Here is a 23,351-nt window from a genome sequence, read left to right on the forward strand (position 1 = left end):
ATAGATACAGTTTAATTAAAGTATTTTAAAGCAAAGAATACGACAACAGGAATAGTAAAAAAAGACATGACTGTTGAAACAACAATGGTGCTAGCAACACTATCTACAATCTTTTTTGGCGAATAAATTGATGCCACAAGATAATTTAAAACAGCGCTGGGCATTGAGCATTGAATTAATAGAACACCAGCAGCAAAACCTGAAAGGTTAAAATATTTTATTATTGAAAAACCAATTATTGGGCCAAGTATTACCCTTCCTATTGATGATATAAATGCTTTTTTGAATGAAAAAATCTTAAAACGAGTAAGAGCAATTCCTAAAGACATTAATATTAAAAAAATCGTAGCATACATTAGCAGAAAAGTTGTATTTTCAACGAAGAGAGGAAGTTCTATTCTAAAGTATAGAAAGATTACTGAAATTATAATTGCATAAAAAGGTGGGTTTTTAAGAATTACACTTAAATCAAATTTTCTATCAGCAAGAAATACTCCAAGAGTAAAATGGCATAGCACTATTAAGGCTGAAATTGCAGCAGCTATACCCAAACCTTGAGTGCCGTAAGCGAATAAACATATTGGTAAACCCATATTACCAGTATTAGGCATAACAAAAGGGGGTAACTCACGAATAATATCTTTAGTATTTAAAAAAAATAAAAAAACTATACCTACTATTGTAAAAATAAAAATTGCTATCAAATAGTACCAAAAATAATTTTTAAAAATGTCAAAAGACATTCCAGTTGATGTTAAAGAATATATTATCATTGCTGGAGTACCAATATTTGCTGCAAAGGTAGTAATAAAAGATGTATCTAATTTCGGATTATTTTTGCCAAGATAATAACCAATACCAACAACAAAAAAGACAGGAAATAAAACCTCAAACAGTTTTAGATATATTTCCATTAATTATAAATTCTAATCAATGTTGGGTATCTTAGAATATTTTTGTCTTTATTAAAAACAGAAAGACAGTTCTTAGAATTAAGTTCATTAGTTTTATGAGTAATAATAACAATAGTAGCTTTATTATTTTTTTTGTCAGGAGTTTGGATTAATCTTTTTACTGAAATTTTATACTTAGCTAGTCGGTTTGTGATTGTTGATAAAACACCTGGTTTGTCTTTAACTTCAAATCTCAAATATAGTGAATTTACATAATTATTAACGTTGTAACATTTAATCAATTTACGTTTACTGCCTGGAATACCAAATGGCTTCTTAATATTACCTCTTAAAATTGAAAGTAAATCTGATAATAAAGATGAAGAAGTAGGTCCAGGGCCAGCTCCCTCCCCTTGCAATATACTTTCACCCACAGGTTTTCCTTCGAGAATAACAGCATTCATAACACCACCAACGTTACCAATATAAGAACTTTTACTAACTAAGCATGGGTGTACAGTTTCAAAAAGTTGGCCATTAATTAGTTCTGAAATGCCAAGGAGTTTGATTCGTAAATTTAATTGATTGGAAATTTCTATGTCTTTTAATTCAATTTTTTCAATACCTTCCAATAAGCATTTATGTTTTGAAATTTTAGTATTAAAAGCTAGAGCAGACAAAATTCTTACTTTAGCAAATGCATCAAAACCATTTAAATCTAATTTAGGGTTACCTGGTTCAGCGTATCCCAATTTTTGAGCTTTTTTTAATACATTTAAAAAACTATCATTAGAATTTTCCATTTCTGAAAGAATATAGTTAGAAGTACCATTCAAAATTCCATAAACCTTAGAAATTTTGTTAGTTGCAAGACCCTCTTTAATGGTTCTTAATATTGGAATGCCACCTGCTACTGATGCTTCAAATTCTAAATTAACATTATTATCTTCTGCTAATTTTCCTAAATAATCGCCGTGTTTAGAGATGAGCGCTTTATTTGGAGTGATTACATGTATTTTATTTTTTAAGGCAGTTTCTACAACTTTTTTAGAAATCCCATCCGACATACCTATGGCTTCGAATAAAATATCTACTTTGGTTTTATTAAAAATTTCTAATGGGTTTTTAAAAAACATTTTCTTATTAACTTTAAATCTTCTCTTTTTAGAAATGCTTCTTGCTGAAACAGCTACTACATTAATCTTTTTACCCGTCTTAAGTTCAATATCTTTTTTTTTAGTGTTAAGTTCATTTAACAAATAGATGCCAACTTGTCCTAGACCAACTACAGCAATGTTAATTATATTTTTCATCTATTGGTTAATATCTGGATATTCTGCATTATTTGAATAATCTTTAAGAAAAAGGTTAAATTCATCAAATGTCATAGATTTATAATCACCGGTTTTCAATAATATCTTAGATAATTTTTTATCTTCAGCAGATTTTCTTATTGGATCTTCATTCCAATAAGCAGAGTCTTTGTTTAATGAGCACGAAGTTAAAAATACAATCAAATATAAAAATAAGTATTTCAAATTAATCCTTTTGTTTCATTAAAACCATATTTGATATTCATATTTTGTATTGCTTGACCTGCCCCACCTTTAATCAAATTATCAATAACAGATAAAATAATTACTCTATTTTTATACTTAGTTTTACAAATTACTATAGAGCAATTATTTGTGTTAATTACGTCATTTGTACTTAACAATGAATTTGTTTTTAAAATTTTAACGAATCTGTTTTTTGAATATTGGCTCTTTAAAGTGTTTTCTAAATTTTTAATACCTACACCTTTGTTAAGGTCTAGATAAATTGTGCTAAGTATCCCTCTAAACATTGGTGTTAAATGGGGTGTGAATGTAAAAGAAAATTTCTTTTTAGTGTAGTTTTCGATTTCTTGTTGAATTTCAGAGTTATGTCTATGGAAACCCACACCATAAGCGCTTAAGGATTCATAAAGATTTTTATCCTTATATTTTTTATGTACACCTCTCCCAGCACCAGAGTAACCAGATTTTGAGTCTATAATAATATTATCTGTTTTTATCAAATTTTTCTTAACTAAAGGAATAAGTGGTAAAAGTATTGATGTTGGGTAGCAACCTGGACATCCAATGATATTAAACTTCTTTAATTTATCACCATTGATTTCTGGTAATGAATAAATTGATTTTTTAATATTTTTAACAGATCTGTGTTTTTGTTTGTACCATTTTAGATATTCTGATGCTTTATTAAGTCTAAAATCTGCAGCTAAATCAATTAATATATTGTATTTTAATAAATCATTTGAAATATCTTGTGCTTCACCATTAGGTAGAGCTGTAAAAACAAGGTCTATGTTTTTTAAAAGTTCTTTATTGTATCTAATAATTTTAGGTAATTTTTTTGAACTTAATGATTTTTCATAACTAGAAATATTTTTTCCAACAGACGTATTACCACAAAGATGTTTAATATTAACATTGCTGTGTTTAACTAATAATTTAATTAATTGAACACCAATATAACCTGTTGATCCAGCAACTAAAACATTAAGCTTAGGCATTTTTTTATTATAACAGTTTAGAGTTAAAAAAGAATTATCTTTTCGAGAATTGGAAGCTTCTTCTTGCTTTTCTACGACCAGGTTTTTTTCTTTCAACTGATCTAGAGTCTCTAGTATTAAGCTTTTCTGTCTTAAGTACTGCTCTATTCTCTGAATCAAATAAGATTAATGCTTTAGCAATACCATGAACCATTGCACCAGCTTGACCTGTGTGACCACCACCTGCTACGCTACATCTTACATCATAATCAGTTGCTTGGTTTATAATCTCAAATGGTCTTGTGATTTGCATTTTGTGACTTCCGCTAGTGAAATACTCATCCATAGTTCTGCCATTAACGTAAATTTTACCTGTACCTTTTTTCACCCAAATTTTTGCAATAGATTTTTTTCTTCTACCAGTTGCGTATTTACTATCTTTAAAATCTAATTTAATTTTAGGTTTTTTTGTAGATACTTTATTTGGTGTAGCTGCTGTTACCATATTAATTTCTTATTAAATTTTTACTGTTTAATTTACCTAGGTCTAAAAGTTTTGGGTTTTGTGCTGCATGAGGGTGTTCTTCACCAGCATAAATTTTTACTTTAGTTAACTGTTTTCTTCCTAGAACTCCCCCAGGTAACATTCTTTTAATAGCTAATTTTAATGTCTCACCAGGTTTATTTTTTTCTAATAACTTTTCAGGAGTAATTTCTTTAATTCCACCTGGGTGACCAGTATGTCTATAATATTTTTTATCTTTAAATTTTTTTCCTGTGAACTTTGCTTGTTCAACATTTTTAACAACAACAAAATCACCATCATCCATATGAGGTGTAAAAGTTGTTTTGTTTTTTCCTCTAACAATCAAAGCAATAATAGAAGCTAATCTGCCAACTACAGCATTTTTAGCGTCTATCTCAAACCAGTTACTGTTTAAATCACCACTTTTTAGAAATTTTGTCATTGTGCGAGGATTAATACTATTATTAGATATAATGTCAATTTTATATTTCTCTTGCAATATCTTGCTTAAATGATATTTTTATATAGCCGATTTGTTCCTATTGCAGGCTAGTTATTGCTAAAAAGGATTTTTTAACCACATTATCGGTAGGCGCATTTGAACTGTATTGTACGCCTTGCATAAAGCAAAAGTACTAAAAAAGGAGTATTAAGATGAGTACAAAAAGACAAAACCCTGAGACTATAGCTATACATGGTGGTGATTATAGAAGTGATCCAACAACCAAAGCAGTAGCAGTTCCAATTTATAGAACAACATCGTATCAATTTGATAGTACTGAACATGCTGCAAATTTGTTTGCTCTTAAGGAATTTGGAAATATTTATACAAGAATAATGAATCCAACAAATGATGCTCTTGAAAAAAGAGTTGCTTCATTAGAAGGAGGATTAGCCTGTTTAACAGTAGCATCTGGACAAACCGCATCAACTTTTGCAATTTTAAACGTTGCACAAGCCGGAGATAATATAGTCAGCTCTACGGATTTATATGGAGGTACTATTTCGTTATTCACGCATACATTAAGTAAACTTGGTATTGAAGTTAGATATGCAGACCCTTCTGACCCAAAAAACTTTGAAAAAGCTGTTGATGATAAAACTAGAGCTTTTTATGGTGAGACTTTACCAAATCCTTATTTGAGAGTTTTTCCAATTAAAGAAGTTTCTGATATTGGTAAAAAATACAATATACCATTAATAATGGACAACACAGCTGCTCCTGTAATTTGCAAACCTTTAGAACATGGTGCTGCTGTAGTAGTTTATTCACTAACAAAATATATAGGTGGTCACGGTACGGTTGTAGGTGGAGCTTTGGTTGATGGAGGTAATTTTGATTGGACAGCTGATCCCAAAAGGCAACCTTTATTTAACGAACCTGACGCAAGTTACGGTGGAGCTATATGGGGAAAAGTGGTTCCAGAATTAACTGGGGCTAATGTTTCTTTTGCAGTAAGAGCGCGGGTTACATTACTAAGAGATCTTGGTTCTGCCCTATCACCTGACAATGCATTTGGAATTATTCAAGGGCTCGAAACAGTTGCTCTCAGAATGAAACAACACTGCTCAAATGCATCAAAAGTTGTTGACTATTTAAAGAAAAATAAAGAAGTAACAAGAGTAATCTATCCAACAGAACATGAAGGTAAAATTGCTGATCGTGCTAAAAAATACCTTAATGAAGGAAATGGTGGTTTAGTTGGTATCGAGCTCAAAGGTGGTATTGAAGCAGGTAAGAGATTTATCGAGTCTTTAAAAATGTTTTATCATGTTGCAAATATTGGGGATGCAAGAAGTTTAGCAATTCATCCTGCAACAACAACTCATAGTCAGTTAACAGAAAAAGAATTGTTAGCCTCAGGTGTAACTCCTGGATACGTAAGATTATGTATTGGTATTGAGCATATAGATGACATTATTGAGGATTTAGACCAAGCTTTAAATAAATCTTCTAAAGGGAATTTGAAAGCAGTTAGTTAGAGTTTTTATATAATATCAAAAAATAAGAACTCAAAACTAATATTGAACCTAGCTGGTGTAGTGAAGCATATGTAATCTCTACACCAGAAATCAAAGTTATAATTCCTAAAAAAATTTGAAACAAGATAGCAACATCAAAAAATAATACATATTTAAAATCATATTGTTTTTTAAAATAGATAAAATTTAAAATGATTATAAAAAAAAGAAGCAAATATGCAGTTGATCTATGCAAAAATTGAATAATTGATGGGTTGTTAAATAATTGAGTAGTAATTAAATCACCATAACTAACATCATTTGGAAAAAAACTACCATTCATATCAGGCCATGAATTATAGATGAGACCACCATCTAAACCTGATAAGAAAGCACCCAATACAATCTGCAAAACTATCAATTTAAGTATGAATAATAAAAATAAATTTGGAATTTTATTTTCAAATTTTTTAATTTTATGAATATCTAAAATATACCAAAAAATTAAACATAAAATAAATAAAGCCAAAGATAAATGAATGCTAAGTCTAAAGTGACTAACGTCATTATTTTCAATTAATCCACTAGATACCATATACCAACCGATGAACCCCTGAAGACACACAAGGAAAAAAATCCAATAATATTTATTAGAATAATGCAGAGTTTTTTTAAAATAGAGAGTAAAGAAAAGCAAAGGCACTAAAGTAAACAAACCTACAAATCTTGCTAACAATCTATGAGCATACTCCCAATAAAAAATAACTTTAAATTCATCTAAGGACATGCCGTAGTTAATATTTTTATATTCAGGAATTTTTTTGTATTCTGTGAAATAAAAATTCCACTCATTAATATTCATAGGTGGGAGTATTCCAGTAAAAAGCTCCCAAGCTGTGATTGATAAACCAGAGTCTGTTAATCTAGTAAGACCACCGACAGCTACCATAAGAACAATTAATGAAAATAAAGTTATTAACCACAATTTTAAATATTTTATATAGTTGTCGCTATTTACAAACATAAATTATACTTATAATAATTATCTTAATAACCAATTGAATAAATGTCGCCTACAAATAAAAAAAAACTAAATCAGATTAGAATTAAGCTTGATAAACTTGATAATGATTTACTTAAATTAATCAAAAAAAGATCTTCATTAGTCAATGAAGTGCTAAAAGTAAAAATCCATAAAAAAGAAATAATTGATCAAAAAAGGATCAATTTTATACTTAAAAAAATTAAAAAAAAATCAATACAAACTAATATTGACCCAAAAATCACTAATAGAATTTGGAAAAATATGATTTGGTCTTTTATTGATTACGAAAAAAGAAATTTTAGAAAAAAATAGTACTATTTACTGTGTGGAGGTAATTTTTTTTCCACAAACATTTCATGTTTTCTTGTAGAAGGGTTATATTTCTTTGCAGACAATTTAACTTTAGCTTTTTCACCACCCGCAGGTTTTTTAACATAATAAAAAAAAGGACTATCAGGTTTAGCCTCTGGTACTAATCTAACTTTAACGTGCGTTTTTTTTGCCATTTTATTTTAAACTTTTTATTTTTTTTATTAAATCAGAAATCTTCTTAAGTTTATTTTTTAAATTATAATCAGCATTTATAGAATTATTTGGTAATTCGTCAAGTTTTAATGATTTATCAGAATTAAAAACTTTTTTAACACCAATAATTGTCATTCCTTGATCTTTGAGTAGATATTTAACTTTTTTTAAAACCTCAATAGTATCATTATTATAATATCTTCTATTACCATTTAAAATTTTTGGCTTAATTTGCTTAAATTCCTTCTCCCAAAATCGAATAGTATGAGTATTTAAGGTTCCCTTTTTTTTGTTTACAAGACCAAGAATTTTAGCAACCTCACCTATTGACTTATAAGCATCACTATTTTTATGAATCATTCTTAGAATTTACCAAATCTTTAAATTCCTTAGAAGCTTTAAATAAAACAACATCTCTATTAGATATAGTTGTTTGTTCTTTTGTTTTGGGATTTCGTCCAATTCTACTTTTTTTTGCTCTTATAGAAAAAGTACCAAATTTAGAGAGCTTTAATTTTTTTTCTATTTTTAAATTGTCTACTATTGTAATTAGAAAATCGTCAATTAAATTTTCAGATATATTTTTTGAAAAACCAATTTGCATATAAATTGAATTTATAAGATCTTTTTTTGTTAAGTTTGTTCTTTGCATTAACTTATGTTGTTTCTTATCTTTTCTATTAAATTTCCAGTGACAATTCTAGTACAAACACTTAATGAGTTTGAAAAACCTATATAATCTGTTCCACCATGGCTTTTAATAACAGGAGAATCTAAACCTATGAAAATTGCACCATTATAAAGTCTTGGATCTAATCTTTCTTTAAATTTTTTTAAATTTGAAATATTTAGTAAAGATGAAATTTTACCAATAATATTACCTGTCATGGCTTTCTTTAATTCACTGGTAATAAAATTTGCAGTACCTTCGGCTGTCTTCAAAGCAATATTCCCAGTAAATCCATCTGCAACGATAACATTTACATCGCCATTCATTAACTGATTACCTTCTATATAACCCTTAAACTCAAAGTCAGTGTTATTTCTTTGATTTAATTGTTGGTAAGTTTCTTTGATAGTCTCATTACCTTTAATTTCTTCAGACCCTATATTTAATAAAGCAACTTTAGCGGTATCATCAGGATATAACGATTTAAATAACGAAGATCCCATTATAGAAAAATCAATTAAATTTTTTGGACTACATTCGATATTAGCTCCTAAATCTAACACTACACTCATATTCTTTTTATTTGGCCATAAAGCAGAAAGAGCTGGTTTATCAATGTTTTCAATCATCTTTAGATTAAGTTTTGAAATAACAAGTAATGCTCCAGTGTTACCGGCAGAAATAACTATGTCAGATTTTTTTTCTTTAACACTTTGTATGGCTAACCACATACTAGTATTTTTTCCTCTTTTAGCTCCTTCTAAAGGACTATCAGTTCCTTTAACCAAATCTTTGGTGTGAATTATTTCAAATGAAGATGTGGGTAATTGATTGATATAATTTTGGATTTTTTCCTTATCACCAAAAATTTGATAAAAAGTATTAGTGTTACTTTTATAATGATGATTAATTCCATCAATAATTTTTTTTGGTGAATTATCTCCACCCATTGCATCAACTGCAATTTTTATTATTTTGCTCATTTAATTTTGGACTTTTATTCCTTAGTATCTAAAACTTGTCTACCTCTATACATGCCTGTTTTTAGATCTAAGTGATGAGGCAATCTGTATTCTCCAGATTTCTTGTCCTCAACAATATTGGTAGATTTGAACTTCATATTCTGAGCTCTTCTCATTCCAGTTCTTGACGGTGATTGTTTTCGTTTAGGTACAGCCATAATAAAATTAGTGCTTAACTACACCTTTTATATAAGAATTTAAAGTATTATTTTTTAAATTTAACCTATAATTTTCAAAATAATTAACCAAATACTCAATATTAGATGAATTATCTAAAAAATTTACCAAAATAGAGTTTCTAGATTCTATATCTAATTCATCCCAACTGTGAATTTTGTCGATCATTCCATAGAATAAGTTTAGGTAATCTTTCATTTTTTTATTAATTGATTGATCACCATAACCAATTTCCCTGATGCTTAATTCAACTTGTCTGAAGGTAAAATCATAAATCTCTTGTAGTATTTTTTTATCATTATTTTCCTTATAAACTTTCAAAAAGAAAGCAAAATGAAGTAAAAAGAATATTAATCTATCAGAAAAAGTGTCTTGGTTTTTAAAATCTTTATACAAATCTTTATTTCTAGTTAATTGAACTAAATTGTTGTAAATATTTATATAGTTTTTATCCATGAGAAAATTATTTGTATTTATTATAATATCATTATTTATTTCAGCTTGTACTTTAAAAAAAGTTGAAAAACACCACGGTGTTCATTTTTTAAATAAAAAACAAGAAAAACTTACTGTTAATCAGTCAAATAAAAACGATATTTTAAAATTATTAGGTTCACCATCAACTAAAAGTACTTTTGACAATGATTTATGGATTTATATTGAAAGAAAAACAGATAATTCATCTCTTACAAAATTTGGCAGTGAAAGAATTATTGTAAACAATGTTCTATTATTAGAAATCAACAGTATGGGTCTTCTAGAAACGAAAGAGTTTCTAGATCTCACTAATATGCAAGAATTGAAATTCGCAGAACAAACCACTGAAAATCAATACAAGAAAAACACATTTGTATACGACTTTCTATCCAGTATGAGACAGAAAATTAACGACCCCTTAGGTAAAAGAAAAAGAAATTAATCTTTTCTTAGCCAGCAATTACAGCTAACAATAATAAAGCTACAATATTAGTAATCTTAATCATTGGGTTTACAGCAGGACCAGCAGTATCTTTGTACGGGTCTCCAACAGTGTCACCAGTTACAGCAGCTTTGTGTGCTTCAGAACCTTTTCCACCGTGATTTCCGTCTTCAATATACTTTTTTGCATTATCCCAAGCACCACCACCCGCAGTCATTGAAACAGCTACAAATAAACCTGTAATAATTACACCTAACAACATTGCACCTACTGCAGCTAAAGCAGCAACTTGACCACCTATAGCTATTATTACAAAGTATAAAACAATAGGAGAAAGAACTGGCAATAATGAAGGTATAATCATTTCTCTAATTGCAGCTAAAGTTAATAAATCTACTAATTTAGCATAATCAGGTTTTTGTTTACCCTTCATGATACCTGGATATTTTTTAAATTGTCTTCTTACTTCGACAACCACTGCACCACCTGCTCTACCAACGGCTTGCATACCCATTGATCCAAATAAATATGGAAGCATTCCACCAATTAATAACCCAACCACAACGTAAGGATTCGATAAATCAAAAGTTACAACAATTCCTTCAAGCTTTGAACCTGCTACACCTGAAAAGTGTTTGATATCCTCAACATAAGCTGCAAATAATACTAGAGCACCTAAACCTGCTGAACCTATAGCATAACCTTTAGTAACAGCTTTAGTCGTATTACCTACTGCATCTAATGCATCAGTAGTTTTTCTAACACTATTTGGTAATTTAGCCATTTCAGCAATACCGCCAGCATTATCTGTTACAGGGCCATAAGCATCAAGAGCAACAACCATACCTGCTAATGCAAGCATTGTAGTTACTGAAATAGCGATACCATAAAGACCAGCGATTGAATTTGTTGCTAATATACCGGCAACAATAATTAAAGCTGGTACAGCAGTGGCTTCCATAGAAACAGCTAAGCCTTGGATAACGTTTGTTCCATGACCAGTTGTAGAAGATTTAGCAATACTTCTTACTGGTCTGTATTCAGTACCAGTGTAGTATTCAGTAATCCAAATTAATAGTCCAGTAATAACTAAACCAATTATTCCACAGTAATACAAACTCATACCAGTAAAACTTTTACCATTAACAGTGTATTCACTTGCAAATCCGATTACATAATCAGTAACAGGGTATAAAATTATTAATGAAGAAACAGCAGAAACTACAAACCCTTTATATAAAGCGTTCATAACATTTTTACTTTTTCCAAGTTTAACAAAGAAAGTTCCTAAGATTGATGTTAAAATACAAGCCCCACCAATAGTTAGAGGATAGATCATCATATTTATATCACCATAGAAAAATATCGAAGAAAGAACCATTGTTGCAACAATTGTTACAGCGTAAGTTTCAAATAAGTCTGCTGCCATACCAGCACAATCACCAACGTTATCTCCAACATTGTCAGCAATTACAGCTGGATTTCTAGGATCATCTTCTGGAATACCTGCTTCAACTTTACCAACTAAGTCAGCACCAACATCAGCACCTTTTGTAAAAATTCCACCACCTAATCTTGCAAAAATTGATATTAAAGAAGCACCAAAACCTAATGCTACTAATGCATTAATAACTTCTCTGTCATCAATGCCTGCTTTTAATAAAAAATAGTAATAAACTGCGATTGCAAGTAAAGCTAATCCAGCAACTAACATTCCAGTTACAGCACCTGATTTAAATGCAACTGCAAGACCACTTGCTAAACCTTTTCTTGATGCTTCAGCAGTTCTAACGTTAGCTTGAACAGAAACTAACATTCCAACATAACCAGCTATACCTGATAATGTAGCACCAATAAAATAACCTAAACCAACTAATGGACTGAACACAAAGAAAATAATGACTAAAACAACAACTCCAACCACGGCAATTGTTTTATATTGTCTTGCTAAATAAGCCTTAGCACCAATTTGAATTGCTGATGCTATTTCTTGCATCTTGGCATTTCCTGCACTTGAGTTAAGGATATTCATTCCTGTAAAAAAACCATAAACGATTGAAAGAGATCCAGTTGCTATGGTAAATAATAATATTGTTTCTATTAGTGAGTTCATTTTGCCTTTGGTTGTTTGGTTGTTAAATTTTATTCTTTAAAGTCCGGACAATACAAAAAAAGCAATAAAAGGCAATATTTAACTTTTTAAAACTTATGAAAATAACCTTTATTTTTAAGGGTAATTTGCCGATTTTCAACATCTACAATGGATGATTTTTTAACATGGCTTTGAATTGTGCCAATTTTAGTTAGCTTAACTCTGCAATTAGTAGCTATTTTTCTTATGATTCTCATCTTATTTTTAGAAGCTGTAAATAAGACCTGATAATCATCACCATTAGAAATGTAATTAATCTTAGATAGTTTTTTAAGAGCAAGTATCTTCTTTAGGTTACTTGAAATTGGAATATCTTTTAAAAAAATTTTATAAGATAATTTCTGATTATTAATCATTTTATCAAGGTCCGCTATAAGTCCATCAGATATATCAATTGAGGTATTGGCAAACTTTTTAATTTGATCAATTAATTTTAATTGAATATTTGGCATAAAATATTGATTAGTAAAATATTTTTTTAATCTTGAATTAAGCTTAATTTTATTTTTTAAAACTAATAGCCCTAAATAGCTGTCTCCTATATTTCCAGAGACATATACATCATCATAAAGTTTAGCTTTGTTTCTATAGATAATATTGTCAGCAAAACCTATTGAAGTAATTGTAAAACTTAACTTGTTAGAAAAAACTGTATCTCCACCACTTAAAAATATTTTATATTTATTTTGTTCTTGATTAAGTGATTTGCTGATTTTTGATAAATTTAATTTAGAAAAACTTTTTTTATTACCAGAACCAGAAATAAAATAATATTTTGGTTTAATACCTTTGCATATTAAATCTGAAATTGATGATCTAATTATTTTTTTAATGACAAGATCAGGTCTTTTAAAGTCTATGAAATGATTGCCTTCTGTATAAGTATCAACAGATACTGCTAATTTATTTTTTTTATCAAAAAAAACATCATCATTCAAATTTAAGGCACTTGGTGATTTTTTAGAAAGTTTTTGAAAATAATTTTTTATTAATTCAAATTCATGCATTAGTGGTTCTTATTTTTTTAGCTATTTTGTCTAATATTGCATTTAAATATTTAGTTTGACCATCTTCTAAAAAAAAGTTTGATGCATCAAGATATTCTTTAATAATTATTTTAGAAGAAACTTTAGGTTTGTATAAAAACTCAAATATAGCAGATTTTACTATCACTTGAAAAACCTGGTCTAAATTAGTTAACTCTAAGTCCTCACTTAGATATTTTTTAACCTCTTCTTTAATAACTTCATCTCTTTCAATAGTACCTAAAACAACATCCTTAATGAATTTTTTAAATCTATGTTTGGGAAAAGTTAAGTCTGTGTCATCATTAAAAAAATTTCCATATAATTTTTGGATAATAATTACCCTCGGACTTTGATTGGGATTATATGGAGTTCTCATTGTTATTGAGAAAGAACAGATATTACAGCTTGAGCTGCTTCTCTACCCTTTTTCTTCCTAGCTATAGCTTGACGCATATTAAGACAGGTAATAATTCCATTACCAATGGGTTTTTTGCTATCTACAGAAAGTTTCATTATTGCATCAGTTGAAGAATGAGAAATAAAATCAAAATGAGGTGTTTGGCCTTTAATAACACAACCAAGAGCTAAAAAAGCATCGTATTTCTTAATATTCTTTGAAATCGTAACTGGTATTTCAAAAACACCAGGAACATTAATAATTTTTATTAAACTAGATTTAGGTAATATGCTCTTTGCACTACTTAGTAAACCCTTTGATATATCTTTATAATAATCAGCAATAACTATTAGATATTTTCTTTTCATTAAATAATTTCCTGTTTAGTAATCTTTATATCATAACCTTCCAAACCAATAACTTTTTTAAGAGACTTAGTAATTAATATCATATTTTTAATCTTTAAATCTTTAATTATTTGAGCACCAATACCATAATTTCTTATAAGCTTATCATTTCCTTTTTTATAGAAATTTTTGTTTTTATAATCCTTAAGTGTTTGTGTAACAGATTTTAAATTTGTATCTTTTATAAAAACTAAAACACAGTTATTAAATTTCTTAAAATAATTTAAAGTTTTATCAAATGAATTTGGTAATTGTTGATTGATTAAATAATTTTGAACTACGTTAGAAGAAATTACTCTAACTCTTGGTATTATCCCTTTTTTAATATTTCCTTTAATCAAAGCAAAATGCTCAGATCCATCTAAAAGGTTTTCATAAATTCGAATTTTATATTTTTGATTTTTTACTTTAATATCTGATTGTTTTTTAAGTTTAATTAATTTTTCTTTTTTTAAACGATAAGCAATAAGATCTTCAATTTTACCTATCTTTAAATTATGTTTGTTTGCAAAATCAAATAAATCTTGGCCTTTGGCCATTGTCCCATCTTCATTCATTATTTCACAAATAACTGCAGAGTTATTTTTTTTAGCAAGTTTTGAAATATCAACAGAGGCTTCTGTGTGACCAGCTCTTACTAAAACGCCGCCGTCTTTCGCAATAATTGGAAAAACATGTCCAGGTGAAACTATGTCTTTCTTATTTGCATTTTTTTTTGAAGCAATTTTAATTGTCTTTGCTCTATCTTTTGCTGAGATACCTGTTGTTATTCCTTTTTTTGCTTCAATAGAAATTGTAAATGCAGTTTTATTCCTTGATTGATTGATTGGTGACATCAAAGATAAATTTAATCGCTTTGCTTGTACACTATCTAGCGCCAAACAAATTAATCCACGACCATATTTTGCCATAAAATTTATATTTTTAGCGCTTGAGTCAGTGGTTGATATTATTAAGTCTCCTTCGTTTTCTCTTTTCTCATCATCAACTAAGATGAACATACCACCTTTCTTTGCGATATTTATTATACTTTCAATGGATGCATAATTATTTTTTTTCATTAAAATAATTTCTAACGTATTTAGATAAGATATCTATCTCTATATTAACTAGACTGCCTTTTTTTAACGAAGATAAATTAGTTAGCTTAAAGGTGTGTGGAATAACCCAAACTTGAAAACCTTTTTTGGTTACTTTGGAAATTGTTAAAGAAATTCCATTTATACATATAGAGGCTTTATCAATTAAATTTGCTCGTTCTTTTTTAGGAATTTCAAAATTAAATAAATATGATTTATCAATTTTTTTAATACTCTGTATTTTGCCTACCGCATCGATGTGGCCTTGGCAAATATGTCCTGATATTTTTTGGCCAAATTTTAAAGGAAGTTCAAGATTAATTTTATCATTTATTTTTAAGAATTTAAATTTTGATCTTTGTATAGTTTCATCAGAAAGATAAAATTCCATTATCTGATTTTTAATATCGATTAATGTTAAGCAAACACCATCACAAGCAACTGATACACCCAAATCTTTACGAGTTAATTTTAAATTAGCTTTTACAAAAATATTAATACCTTTTGATCTTTTTTCAAATTTAGTAATTAAACCTTGATTAAAAATTATTCCATTAAACATAATATTATTTGTAAAGCGTGATTACGTCTTTGCCTAATTTTTTATTAATTTTCAATTTATTTTTATAATTTTTCTTTAATTCTTTAAGAAAAACAAACTCTTTATGATTAACTAACTTTGATAAACTTTTACTACATTTGTATAAATAAAATTCATTAAATAATTTTTTTTTAATAATGTGTTTAGAAAGATCATTTCCCCCTTCAACTAATAAATTCCTACAGCCAAGGACATAGAGTTTCATTAAAATTGATTTAATATCAAAGCTATTTTTATTTAATTTACTTTTGATTAAAGTTATACCTTTTTTTTTTAACATTAATTTCACCTCAGCTTTGGCGTTATAATAAAAAATTATAGTATTGTCTTTATTTGCTGTTTTAAAAATATATGAATTCTTTTTAATTTCTAAGTTTCTATCTAAAATTATTCTTTTAGGAGAAAATTTACTCAAACCTTCTAGTCTGCAATTGAGTTTTGGGTCATCTTTATTTAAAGTTTTGGAGGAAATCATTAACGAGTCATTTTTATATCTAAGAAAATGTGTAAATTTATCAGTATGAATATCTGAAATTCTTTTAGTATCTTTGCTATATATCAAATTATTTTTAGAAATTGCAATTTTACCAGTAACATAAGGAAGGTTTTTTTTTCTATTAAAAAAATAAGGTGCATAAAATTTATTAATTTGTTTTTTGAGTAAATCTTTTTTTACTAAAATATTTTTTGACTTAAGAATTTTTAAAGTTTTACCTTTAACTTTTTTATCAATATCTTCAACTCCATAGACAACTTCTTTAATTTTATTTTTAATTATAATATTTGTGCATGGAGGAGTTTTTCCATAATGACTACATGGTTCAAGGGTGACATACATTTTTGAGCCTTCTATATTTTCATGTGAATTTTTAATGGCATTAAATTCTGCATGAGGTGTACCTTTAAAACCTGTTTGACCAATTGAAAGTATTTTATTATTTTTGACAATCACACAACCTACAGAAGGATTAATTCCAGTTAGTCCATGACGAGCTTTTGCCAAATTCAAGGCAAGCTCCATAAAAATTTTATCTTTAATTGAAAATTTATCTTTTTTTGTAGACATCTAATTTGTCCACGAATTGCACAAAGTCTTTTTCTTCTCTAAAATTTCTATAAACAGATGCAAATCTAACGTATGCAACAGGATCAAGATCTTTCAAACCTTCCATAACCATTGTGCCAATTGTATTTGATGAAATTTCACTTTGACCAAGTTCTTCTAAAGCTCTTGAAGTTCGACTAATAAATTTTTCTGCAGTTTCGGTATCAATAGGTCTTTTCTTTAAGGCTATATAAATTGATTTAGAAAGTTTATCTCTATCAAACGATGATTTTCTTCCATTCTTTTTGACTACCATTATTTCTCTAAATTGTACTCTTTCGAAAGTTGTGAATCTAGCTCCACACACACAAAGTCTTCTTCTTCTTATGGCTGTTCCATCTTCTGTAGGTCTAGAATCTACTACTGATGTTTCACCTTTTTTACAAATTGAACAAATCATTATTTTAAATTTTTATATATTGGAAAGTTAGATGTAAGATCTATAACTTCATTTCTAACCTCTTCTTCAATTTTACTGTTATTCTCAGGGTTTTCAGACAAACCTTTTACAACTTTAGTAATTAATTCACCTACTTTCTCAAACTCTTTCAATCCAAAGCCTCTAGTTGTTGCAGCTTGAGTTCCAAGTCTTATCCCAGAAGTAATCATTGGCTTTTCAGAATCAAAAGGTATTCCATTTTTGTTACAGGTAATATTAGCATTTGAAAGACTTTCGGCTGCAGCATTGCCCTTGACATTGAAAGGTCTTAGATCAACTAACATTAAATGAGTATCCGTTCCACCAGAATAAATCTTAAAACCATTATTCTTAAGTGTCTCAGATAAAATTTTTGCATTTGCCAAAACTGATTTGATATAATCTTTAAAATCTGGTCTTAAAGCTTCCAAAAACCCAGCAGCCTTTCCAGCGATGACATGCATCAACGGTCCACCTTGATAACCAGGAAATACTGCAGTATTAAATTTTTTTGCTAGGTCTTCATGATTAGTTAAAATAATTCCACCTCTAGCACTTCTGAAAACTTTATGAGTTGTTGAGGTAACTACGTGTGCGTGTTCACATGGGTTAGGATAACCTTTACCAGCAACTAAACCTGAAAAATGAGCCATATCCACCATCAAATATGCCCCTACTTTATCAGCAATCTCTCTAAATCTTTTAAAGTCGATTACTCTAGAGTAAGCGCTACCACCACAAATTATGAGTTTTGGTTTATGTTCTAATGCAAGTTTTTCAACATTATCATAATCAATAAGTTCGGACTCTTTATCAACGTCATACCCTATGGGATTAAACCATTTACCTGACATTGATATTTTCAACCCATGAGTAATATGTCCACCAGAATTTAAGCTCATCCCCATAAATGTATCACCAGGATTTAATAGCGCTAAAAATACAGCTCCATTTGCTTGAGCCCCAGAATGTGGTTGGGCATTTGCAAATTTACAATCAAAAATTTTTTTTAATCTCTCTATGGCTAAATTTTCAGCAACATCAACATGCTCACATCCATTATAGTATCTTTTTCCAGGATATCCTTCTGCATATTTATTTGTTAATACAGAGCCTTGAGCCTCTAAAACAGCTTGAGAAACTATATTTTCAGAAGCAATTAATTCTATATGTTGTTGTTGTCTTTTTAGCTCATCACTTATGGCTTTATGTAATTCTGGATCAGTTACAGATAAGCTGTCTTCAAAAAAGCTTTTATAATTTTCATTTAAATAGTTTTTTTCACTAGACATAATTAAATCTTTTTAATTCTTTTTGCGTGTCTTCCACCTTCAAACTTTGTATTTAAAAAAACGCTAACACAATTTAAAGCAGTTTTTTTAGTAAGAAGTCTTGATCCTAATGTAATGATATTTGCATCGTTATGCAATCTTGATAATTTAGTTGATTTCAAATTAAAACACTGAGCAGCACGTATATTTTTATGTCTATTTGCAGCAATATTCATTCCCATCCCAGAGCCACATACGAGTATGCCGGCATGATTATTGTTTGTTTTAACTTTTTTAGCAACTTTATGAGCATAGTCTGGATAGTCAACACTTTGACTATTGAATGGACCTAAGTCTGTATAGTTAATTTTCTTTTTATCTAAATGAAGTTTAATTAATTCTTTTAATTTATAGCCAGCGTGATCAGAGGATAAAAATATTTTTTTCAATTTAATTAAACTTATAATCTAAAACACAGGCTACCAAGTGAACTCTGTTTTCTTCACCACCATTAAAGGCATTATGGTATTTTACATTATTAGTTACCCACACTGAGCCATCAGCAGGCATATGTTTTGCAACATTATCAATAACCATTAAGCAACCAGGGTTTGTAATTATAGGTATATGTAACCTTGGCTCTGGATCTCTATGCCAACTCAATGTTGATCTTGGCTCCTTAAGTAAAATTCTAACTCTACCTAATTTGTATTTTGAAGAAAGTGCATCAAATACTTCCTTGAAATAAGTGTTTTCATAGTCTGGTATAAATTCAGAGTATGCAGCCTCATCTATTGAAACATCTCTAGTAACTTCTTTTCCTGATTTGTCTGGTTTTGTCCAGTAAGAGCCTCTAGTCTTGCTTCCTTTAATAGAATCTGGATCTCCAGGAATTTGTGTTAAACAAATAGCCCCAAAGTGAGCAATACCACCGCCATCATCAAATTTTCTTGTTTGAACAATTTGGTTATAAGCCTCTTGGAGTTTATTAATATCAAATTTAATATCTTGTTTTTGAAAATCACTAAAATCTAAAACTTTTTGATCTTTTTTTAGATCTAAGTCAATTATGTTTTTGTTGTCTAAGCTCATGCAGTTGTTTTCTACCTTTTTTAATATATATTTGTATAATACATTTGTCGCATTTTAAAAGCAGATTTAAACATGATTACAGGAAATTACCCAAATTTAAGACTTAGACGTAGTCGTAAAAATGATTGGTCTAGAAGATTAGTTCAAGAAAATAGCCTGTCATCTAGCGATTTTATATTACCTATATTTTTGATTGATGGAAAAAATATAAAACAATCCATTAAAACAATGCCTGATGTTTATAGATACACAATAGATAAACTTGGAATTATTGTTGATAGAGCAATCAAAAGCAAAATACCTATGGTTGCATTGTTCCCTTATACAAATAAAACAAAAAAAAATGAAATTGGAACTGAGGCATTGAATGAAGACAATCTTGTTTGTAAGGCCATTCGATATATTAAAAAAAGATATAAAAATGAAATTGGTATTATGTGTGATGTAGCTTTAGATCCTTATACCTCACATGGTCATGATGGTTTAATAAAATCAGGCTACGTGTTAAATGATGAAACTATTGAAGTATTAATAAATCAATCATTGTTACAAGCAGAAATTGGCTGTGATATTCTGGCTCCCTCAGACATGATGGATGGAAGAATAGGTAAAATAAGAAAAGCTTTAGATAAGGAGGGTCATGAAATGGTTCAACTACTTTCTTATGCAGTAAAATATGCTTCAAGTTTTTATGGTCCATTCAGAGATGCAGTTGGTTCTAAAGGTTTGTTAAAGGGTGATAAGAAAAGTTATCAAATGGACTTTAGAAATAGCAATGAGGCAATAAGAGAAGTGGCGCTAGATATTAAAGAAGGAGCTGATATGGTTATGGTTAAACCCGGTATGCCCTATCTTGATATAATTAAAACAGTTAAAGATAATTTTAAAATTCCTGTTCTTGCTTACCAAGTATCAGGTGAATACTCACTATTAAGTAATAGTATCAAAAAAGGTCTAATAGATAAAAACTCAGTGTTAGAGAGCTTGATTGCTTTTAAAAGAGCCGGAGCAAACGCTATAGTAAGCTATTACGCAGATAGAATTGAAGATTTAATAAAATAACTATTTTAAAAGATTAATAAAATGAGTTCTAGAAGTAGGAAGATTTAAATTATTTGGTTTTAGAATACTTTTTTCAAGGTAATCACTAACAAGCTTGAGACCTTTAAGTAAATTATTTAAATTAACATCCATATCATTTTCATCTATTAAAAAATTTGGAATACTTTTTTTTTCAGTTGAGGATTTAACGTAATAATTGACTTCACTATCAACAATTTCTTTTTCAGCCATAGTTTTTAATTCCAAATCATATCCCAATAATTTTAAAAGTTCTAACTCCCAGAAAATATATTTTTGAATCCAATTTTCAGAGTTTAATATTTCAAAAAATTTATTAATTAATTTAAAAATTTCTTTATTAGATTGTGCTTCAGCAGTAAGAAGTTTTATAAGGTGCATTGCCGATGTAATGCATGATAGTTTCTGATTTTCATCAAAATAGAGCGGTGTTAAAGCTTTTAAAATCTCTATTTTGAAATAACCAATTCTAGTAACACTTTTAGAATTATAGTTTACATAAATCTTATTACCAATTTGCAAGTAGTTTTTGATTTTTTTTGAAGTTCCACCAAAAATTATCCCTGAGATTTTTCCATGGTTTTCTGTAAAGACCTCAGCGATTATTGAATTTTCACTATATTTATTTTTTGAAACTAAATAAGCGCTATCGTCCCAATTCATTTTTTAAAAATATCCTCTAAACATAAAGAAGCAGCATTCTGTTCTGCATCTTTTTTAGAAGTTCCTTCTGCTGTAAAAAATTTAGTATTTTTTAATTTAACGGCAACTTTAAAAAGAGGTTTATGTCGGGGCCCTGTATTTGAGATTAGTTTATAAATAGGCAAAACTTTGAAAATTTTAAGTGAGTATTCTTGTAGTTTTGTCTTAGCATCAATTTGAGTTATAACACTTGCTGTAATATGTTCGCTCCATAAATTAAGAATAAATCTTTCAGTAAAATTTAAACCTTTATCAAGATAGATCGCTCCGATTAAGGCCTCTAAACAATCCGCTACAATTTTATCTTCAATTTCAATTTTTTTATTCTTGGGGTTTAAAACTAAAATATATTTCTCTAGTTCTATTTTTTTTGCAATTTCTAAACATTTTTTTTTATTTACCAATGAAGCAAATTTTTTATCTAACACCCCTTCTTTTTCATCAGGATAAAGTTCTAGTAATTTTTTTGCAATAATAAGACCTAAAACTCTATCCCCTAAGAATTCAATCTTTTCATTGTTGTTTATTGAGTCAAAACTTTTATGGGTTAAACTCTTAATAAAAATTTTTTGATCAGAAAACTTTAACTTTAATTTTTTTTCTAATTTTATGGGGTTAGTTTTCATTAAATAATTTTCTTAAAAAACCTGTCGAATCTAATTGTCTTATGCCATTTCCAAAAAGAAAAAATATTTCCAATTCTAAAATCGGATGAAAAAAAAATAAATTGAGCTTTACCGACTAAATTATCTTCATGTACATATCCAACACTAGTCAAATATCTACTATCTTTAGAACAGTCTCTATTATCTCCTAAAAAAAAGTAGTGTTGAGGCGGAACTATAAAGTTATCTGAACTTTGAAAACTATAACTTTTTAAATATACACTATTATGTGTTTTGCCGTTTGGAAGCTTTTCTTCAAATGTATTAACATCTATTGTTTGATTTCCACAATAAATTTTATCCTTTTGAGAAATTCTAGATTTTAATATTTGATTATTATTTACGAATAAATCGCCGTTAATAAATTGAACATTGTCACCTGGTAGGCCAATTAATCTTTTAATATAATCGGTTCTGTTATCAGCTGGTGTTTTAAAAACAATAATATCTCCAACCTTAGGTTTATTATAAAATAGTCTTCCATTTATTATTGGTGGACTAAAAGGAAAAGAATGCTTGCTATAACCATAAGAATATTTCGTAACAAACAATCTATCACCAATTAATAACGTTGGTTCCATTGATGATGAAGGAATATAAAAAGGCTGAATAAAAAGAGATCTAATAACAATAGCTATAACTAAAGCATAAAAAATTGTTTTAATATTATCGATTATAATTTTTTTTGATATCATTTTTTTTGTAAAATCACGTAGGCTACAGAATATTTTTTTTCATCTGAAATTGACAGAAAGAAATTAAAGGATGATATTTTAAATCTCTTTTTAACAATTTTTTTTATTTTGTCTGTGACCACAAATGAGGGTTTACCTAACTTATCGTTAATTACAGTTATATCCTTAAAATTCAAATTCTCTCTAAAACCAGTTCCAATTGCTTTAGAAAATGCTTCTTTGGCAGCAAATCTTTTAGAATAAAAAGATTTTTTATTAGTTATTTTTTTTGCTAACAATATTTCTGAGCTAGAAAAAACTCTTTTAATAAAATTAACATTTTTTAAAGATTTATGTATTCTAATATTTTCTACTATATCAACACCAATACCTAGAATTTTCATA

The 23,351-nt window shown here is 28.5% G+C and carries 32 protein-coding genes and 1 riboswitch; of the genes, 4 read left to right on the forward strand and 28 right to left on the reverse strand.

Annotated features, from left to right (window positions below):
* Nucleotides 1–11: 11 nt before the first annotated feature.
* From AC5SLY_RS03100 to rplM, 6 genes are read right to left on the reverse strand one after another with little or no spacing between them, the layout of a single operon-like run.
* A complete protein-coding gene (locus AC5SLY_RS03100) occupies nt 12–914 on the reverse strand; it encodes an AEC family transporter (protein ID WP_020169438.1) in 903 nt (300 codons plus the stop codon).
* Entirely contained in the window at nt 914–2,206 is a 1,293-nt protein-coding gene (locus AC5SLY_RS03105) for a homoserine dehydrogenase (protein ID WP_494599101.1), read from the reverse strand. The genes AC5SLY_RS03100 and AC5SLY_RS03105 overlap by 1 nt, the downstream gene beginning before the upstream one ends.
* Nucleotides 2,207–2,431, reverse strand: a complete 225-nt coding sequence (locus tag AC5SLY_RS03110; protein WP_494599102.1) for a hypothetical protein — start codon at nt 2,429–2,431, stop codon at nt 2,207–2,209.
* Nucleotides 2,428–3,450: an N-acetyl-gamma-glutamyl-phosphate reductase gene (gene argC, locus AC5SLY_RS03115; protein ID WP_494599103.1), complete on the reverse strand. Its 1,023-nt coding sequence runs from the start codon at nt 3,448–3,450 to the stop codon at nt 2,428–2,430. Before argC ends, AC5SLY_RS03110 begins: the two co-directional genes overlap by 4 nt.
* Nucleotides 3,451–3,484: 34 nt before the next feature.
* Nucleotides 3,485–3,934: a 30S ribosomal protein S9 gene (gene rpsI / locus AC5SLY_RS03120; RefSeq protein ID WP_027306974.1), complete on the reverse strand. Its 450-nt coding sequence runs from the start codon at nt 3,932–3,934 to the stop codon at nt 3,485–3,487.
* Nucleotide 3,935: 1 nt separating this feature from the next.
* Entirely contained in the window at nt 3,936–4,397 is a 462-nt protein-coding gene (gene rplM / locus AC5SLY_RS03125; RefSeq protein ID WP_027306975.1) for a 50S ribosomal protein L13, read from the reverse strand.
* A gap of 139 nt (nt 4,398–4,536) precedes the next feature.
* Nucleotides 4,537–4,605: riboswitch (SAM riboswitch) on the forward strand.
* A gap of 4 nt (nt 4,606–4,609) precedes the next feature.
* Here rplM and AC5SLY_RS03130 point away from each other — a divergent pair.
* On the forward strand, nt 4,610–5,938 hold the full coding sequence (locus AC5SLY_RS03130; protein WP_006996895.1) for an O-acetylhomoserine aminocarboxypropyltransferase/cysteine synthase family protein: 1,329 nt from the start codon (nt 4,610–4,612) through the stop codon (nt 5,936–5,938).
* On the opposite strand, the gene AC5SLY_RS03135 is transcribed toward AC5SLY_RS03130, so the two are convergent.
* The gene (locus AC5SLY_RS03135; protein ID WP_011282124.1) at nt 5,931–6,941 is read right to left on the reverse strand and encodes a COX15/CtaA family protein; all 1,011 of its coding nucleotides are present in this window, start codon (nt 6,939–6,941) and stop codon (nt 5,931–5,933) included. The two genes, AC5SLY_RS03130 and AC5SLY_RS03135, sit on opposite strands and share 8 nt — an antisense overlap.
* A 42-nt stretch (nt 6,942–6,983) precedes the next feature.
* Between AC5SLY_RS03135 and AC5SLY_RS03140 the strand changes: the two genes are divergently transcribed.
* Entirely contained in the window at nt 6,984–7,274 is a 291-nt protein-coding gene (locus tag AC5SLY_RS03140) for a chorismate mutase (protein ID WP_006996893.1), read from the forward strand.
* A gap of 2 nt (nt 7,275–7,276) precedes the next feature.
* Here the strand turns inward: AC5SLY_RS03140 and AC5SLY_RS03145 are convergent, their stop codons facing one another.
* The 6 genes from AC5SLY_RS03145 to AC5SLY_RS03170 are packed head-to-tail and all read right to left on the reverse strand — an operon-like array spanning nt 7,277 to nt 9,812.
* The gene (locus tag AC5SLY_RS03145) at nt 7,277–7,468 is read right to left on the reverse strand and encodes a 50S ribosomal protein L33 (protein WP_006996892.1); all 192 of its coding nucleotides are present in this window, start codon (nt 7,466–7,468) and stop codon (nt 7,277–7,279) included.
* Nucleotide 7,469: 1 nt separating this feature from the next.
* Nucleotides 7,470–7,847, reverse strand: a complete 378-nt coding sequence (locus AC5SLY_RS03150) for a MerR family transcriptional regulator (protein WP_011282125.1) — start codon at nt 7,845–7,847, stop codon at nt 7,470–7,472.
* The gene (locus tag AC5SLY_RS03155) at nt 7,837–8,139 is read right to left on the reverse strand and encodes an integration host factor subunit alpha (protein ID WP_027306977.1); all 303 of its coding nucleotides are present in this window, start codon (nt 8,137–8,139) and stop codon (nt 7,837–7,839) included. Before AC5SLY_RS03155 ends, AC5SLY_RS03150 begins: the two co-directional genes overlap by 11 nt.
* The gene (gene plsX / locus AC5SLY_RS03160; protein WP_484013811.1) at nt 8,139–9,140 is read right to left on the reverse strand and encodes a phosphate acyltransferase PlsX; all 1,002 of its coding nucleotides are present in this window, start codon (nt 9,138–9,140) and stop codon (nt 8,139–8,141) included. Before plsX ends, AC5SLY_RS03155 begins: the two co-directional genes overlap by 1 nt.
* A 14-nt stretch (nt 9,141–9,154) precedes the next feature.
* Complete coding sequence (gene rpmF, locus AC5SLY_RS03165; RefSeq protein ID WP_494599105.1) at nt 9,155–9,337, reverse strand: 50S ribosomal protein L32; 183 nt, start codon at nt 9,335–9,337, stop codon at nt 9,155–9,157.
* A 7-nt stretch (nt 9,338–9,344) separates the two neighbouring features.
* A complete protein-coding gene (locus tag AC5SLY_RS03170) occupies nt 9,345–9,812 on the reverse strand; it encodes a ubiquinol-cytochrome C chaperone family protein (RefSeq protein ID WP_006996887.1) in 468 nt (155 codons plus the stop codon).
* Between AC5SLY_RS03170 and bamE the strand changes: the two genes are divergently transcribed.
* Nucleotides 9,811–10,275, forward strand: coding sequence for an outer membrane protein assembly factor BamE domain-containing protein (gene bamE / locus AC5SLY_RS03175; protein WP_006996886.1), 465 nt, complete (start codon nt 9,811–9,813; stop codon nt 10,273–10,275). The two genes, AC5SLY_RS03170 and bamE, sit on opposite strands and share 2 nt — an antisense overlap.
* 7 nt (nt 10,276–10,282) lie before the next feature.
* Here bamE and AC5SLY_RS03180 read toward each other — a convergent pair whose 3' ends face one another.
* The 11 genes from AC5SLY_RS03180 to AC5SLY_RS03230 form a co-directional block, all read right to left on the reverse strand.
* A complete protein-coding gene (locus AC5SLY_RS03180) occupies nt 10,283–12,388 on the reverse strand; it encodes a sodium-translocating pyrophosphatase (protein WP_494599106.1) in 2,106 nt (701 codons plus the stop codon).
* A gap of 86 nt (nt 12,389–12,474) precedes the next feature.
* On the reverse strand, nt 12,475–13,434 hold the full coding sequence (gene thiL / locus AC5SLY_RS03185; RefSeq protein ID WP_494574373.1) for a thiamine-phosphate kinase: 960 nt from the start codon (nt 13,432–13,434) through the stop codon (nt 12,475–12,477).
* Entirely contained in the window at nt 13,427–13,831 is a 405-nt protein-coding gene (locus AC5SLY_RS03190) for a transcription antitermination factor NusB (RefSeq protein ID WP_011282132.1), read from the reverse strand. Before AC5SLY_RS03190 ends, thiL begins: the two co-directional genes overlap by 8 nt.
* A 2-nt stretch (nt 13,832–13,833) precedes the next feature.
* Complete coding sequence (ribH, locus tag AC5SLY_RS03195) at nt 13,834–14,220, reverse strand: 6,7-dimethyl-8-ribityllumazine synthase (protein WP_006996882.1); 387 nt, start codon at nt 14,218–14,220, stop codon at nt 13,834–13,836.
* Entirely contained in the window at nt 14,220–15,320 is a 1,101-nt protein-coding gene (gene ribB / locus AC5SLY_RS03200; protein ID WP_006996881.1) for a 3,4-dihydroxy-2-butanone-4-phosphate synthase, read from the reverse strand. The genes ribH and ribB overlap by 1 nt, the downstream gene beginning before the upstream one ends.
* Nucleotides 15,307–15,900, reverse strand: coding sequence for a riboflavin synthase (locus AC5SLY_RS03205; RefSeq protein WP_006996880.1), 594 nt, complete (start codon nt 15,898–15,900; stop codon nt 15,307–15,309). The genes ribB and AC5SLY_RS03205 overlap by 14 nt, the downstream gene beginning before the upstream one ends.
* A 4-nt stretch (nt 15,901–15,904) precedes the next feature.
* Complete coding sequence (gene ribD / locus AC5SLY_RS03210; RefSeq protein WP_494599107.1) at nt 15,905–17,005, reverse strand: bifunctional diaminohydroxyphosphoribosylaminopyrimidine deaminase/5-amino-6-(5-phosphoribosylamino)uracil reductase RibD; 1,101 nt, start codon at nt 17,003–17,005, stop codon at nt 15,905–15,907.
* Nucleotides 16,986–17,444: a transcriptional regulator NrdR gene (gene nrdR, locus AC5SLY_RS03215; protein ID WP_006996878.1), complete on the reverse strand. Its 459-nt coding sequence runs from the start codon at nt 17,442–17,444 to the stop codon at nt 16,986–16,988. Before nrdR ends, ribD begins: the two co-directional genes overlap by 20 nt.
* Nucleotides 17,444–18,754: a serine hydroxymethyltransferase gene (gene glyA / locus AC5SLY_RS03220; RefSeq protein ID WP_271564664.1), complete on the reverse strand. Its 1,311-nt coding sequence runs from the start codon at nt 18,752–18,754 to the stop codon at nt 17,444–17,446. Before glyA ends, nrdR begins: the two co-directional genes overlap by 1 nt.
* Nucleotides 18,755–18,756: 2 nt before the next feature.
* Nucleotides 18,757–19,182, reverse strand: a complete 426-nt coding sequence (gene rpiB, locus AC5SLY_RS03225) for a ribose 5-phosphate isomerase B (RefSeq protein WP_271479668.1) — start codon at nt 19,180–19,182, stop codon at nt 18,757–18,759.
* Between the two features lies 1 nt (nt 19,183).
* Nucleotides 19,184–19,825, reverse strand: a complete 642-nt coding sequence (locus AC5SLY_RS03230) for an aspartyl/asparaginyl beta-hydroxylase domain-containing protein (protein ID WP_494599108.1) — start codon at nt 19,823–19,825, stop codon at nt 19,184–19,186.
* 72 nt (nt 19,826–19,897) lie between these two features.
* On the opposite strand from AC5SLY_RS03230, the gene hemB reads away from it, so the two are divergent.
* Complete coding sequence (gene hemB / locus AC5SLY_RS03235; RefSeq protein WP_494599110.1) at nt 19,898–20,887, forward strand: porphobilinogen synthase; 990 nt, start codon at nt 19,898–19,900, stop codon at nt 20,885–20,887.
* Here hemB and recO read toward each other — a convergent pair whose 3' ends face one another.
* From recO to acpS, 4 genes are read right to left on the reverse strand one after another with little or no spacing between them, the layout of a single operon-like run.
* Entirely contained in the window at nt 20,888–21,568 is a 681-nt protein-coding gene (recO, locus tag AC5SLY_RS03240; protein WP_020169454.1) for a DNA repair protein RecO, read from the reverse strand.
* Complete coding sequence (gene rnc / locus AC5SLY_RS03245) at nt 21,565–22,233, reverse strand: ribonuclease III (RefSeq protein ID WP_494599111.1); 669 nt, start codon at nt 22,231–22,233, stop codon at nt 21,565–21,567. Before rnc ends, recO begins: the two co-directional genes overlap by 4 nt.
* A complete protein-coding gene (gene lepB, locus AC5SLY_RS03250; RefSeq protein ID WP_271766847.1) occupies nt 22,233–22,967 on the reverse strand; it encodes a signal peptidase I in 735 nt (244 codons plus the stop codon). The genes rnc and lepB overlap by 1 nt, the downstream gene beginning before the upstream one ends.
* Entirely contained in the window at nt 22,964–23,350 is a 387-nt protein-coding gene (gene acpS, locus AC5SLY_RS03255) for a holo-ACP synthase (RefSeq protein ID WP_006996870.1), read from the reverse strand. The genes lepB and acpS overlap by 4 nt, the downstream gene beginning before the upstream one ends.
* Between the last annotated feature and the right edge of the window lies 1 nt (nt 23,351).

The organism is Candidatus Pelagibacter sp. PS_23 (assembly GCF_059417905.1).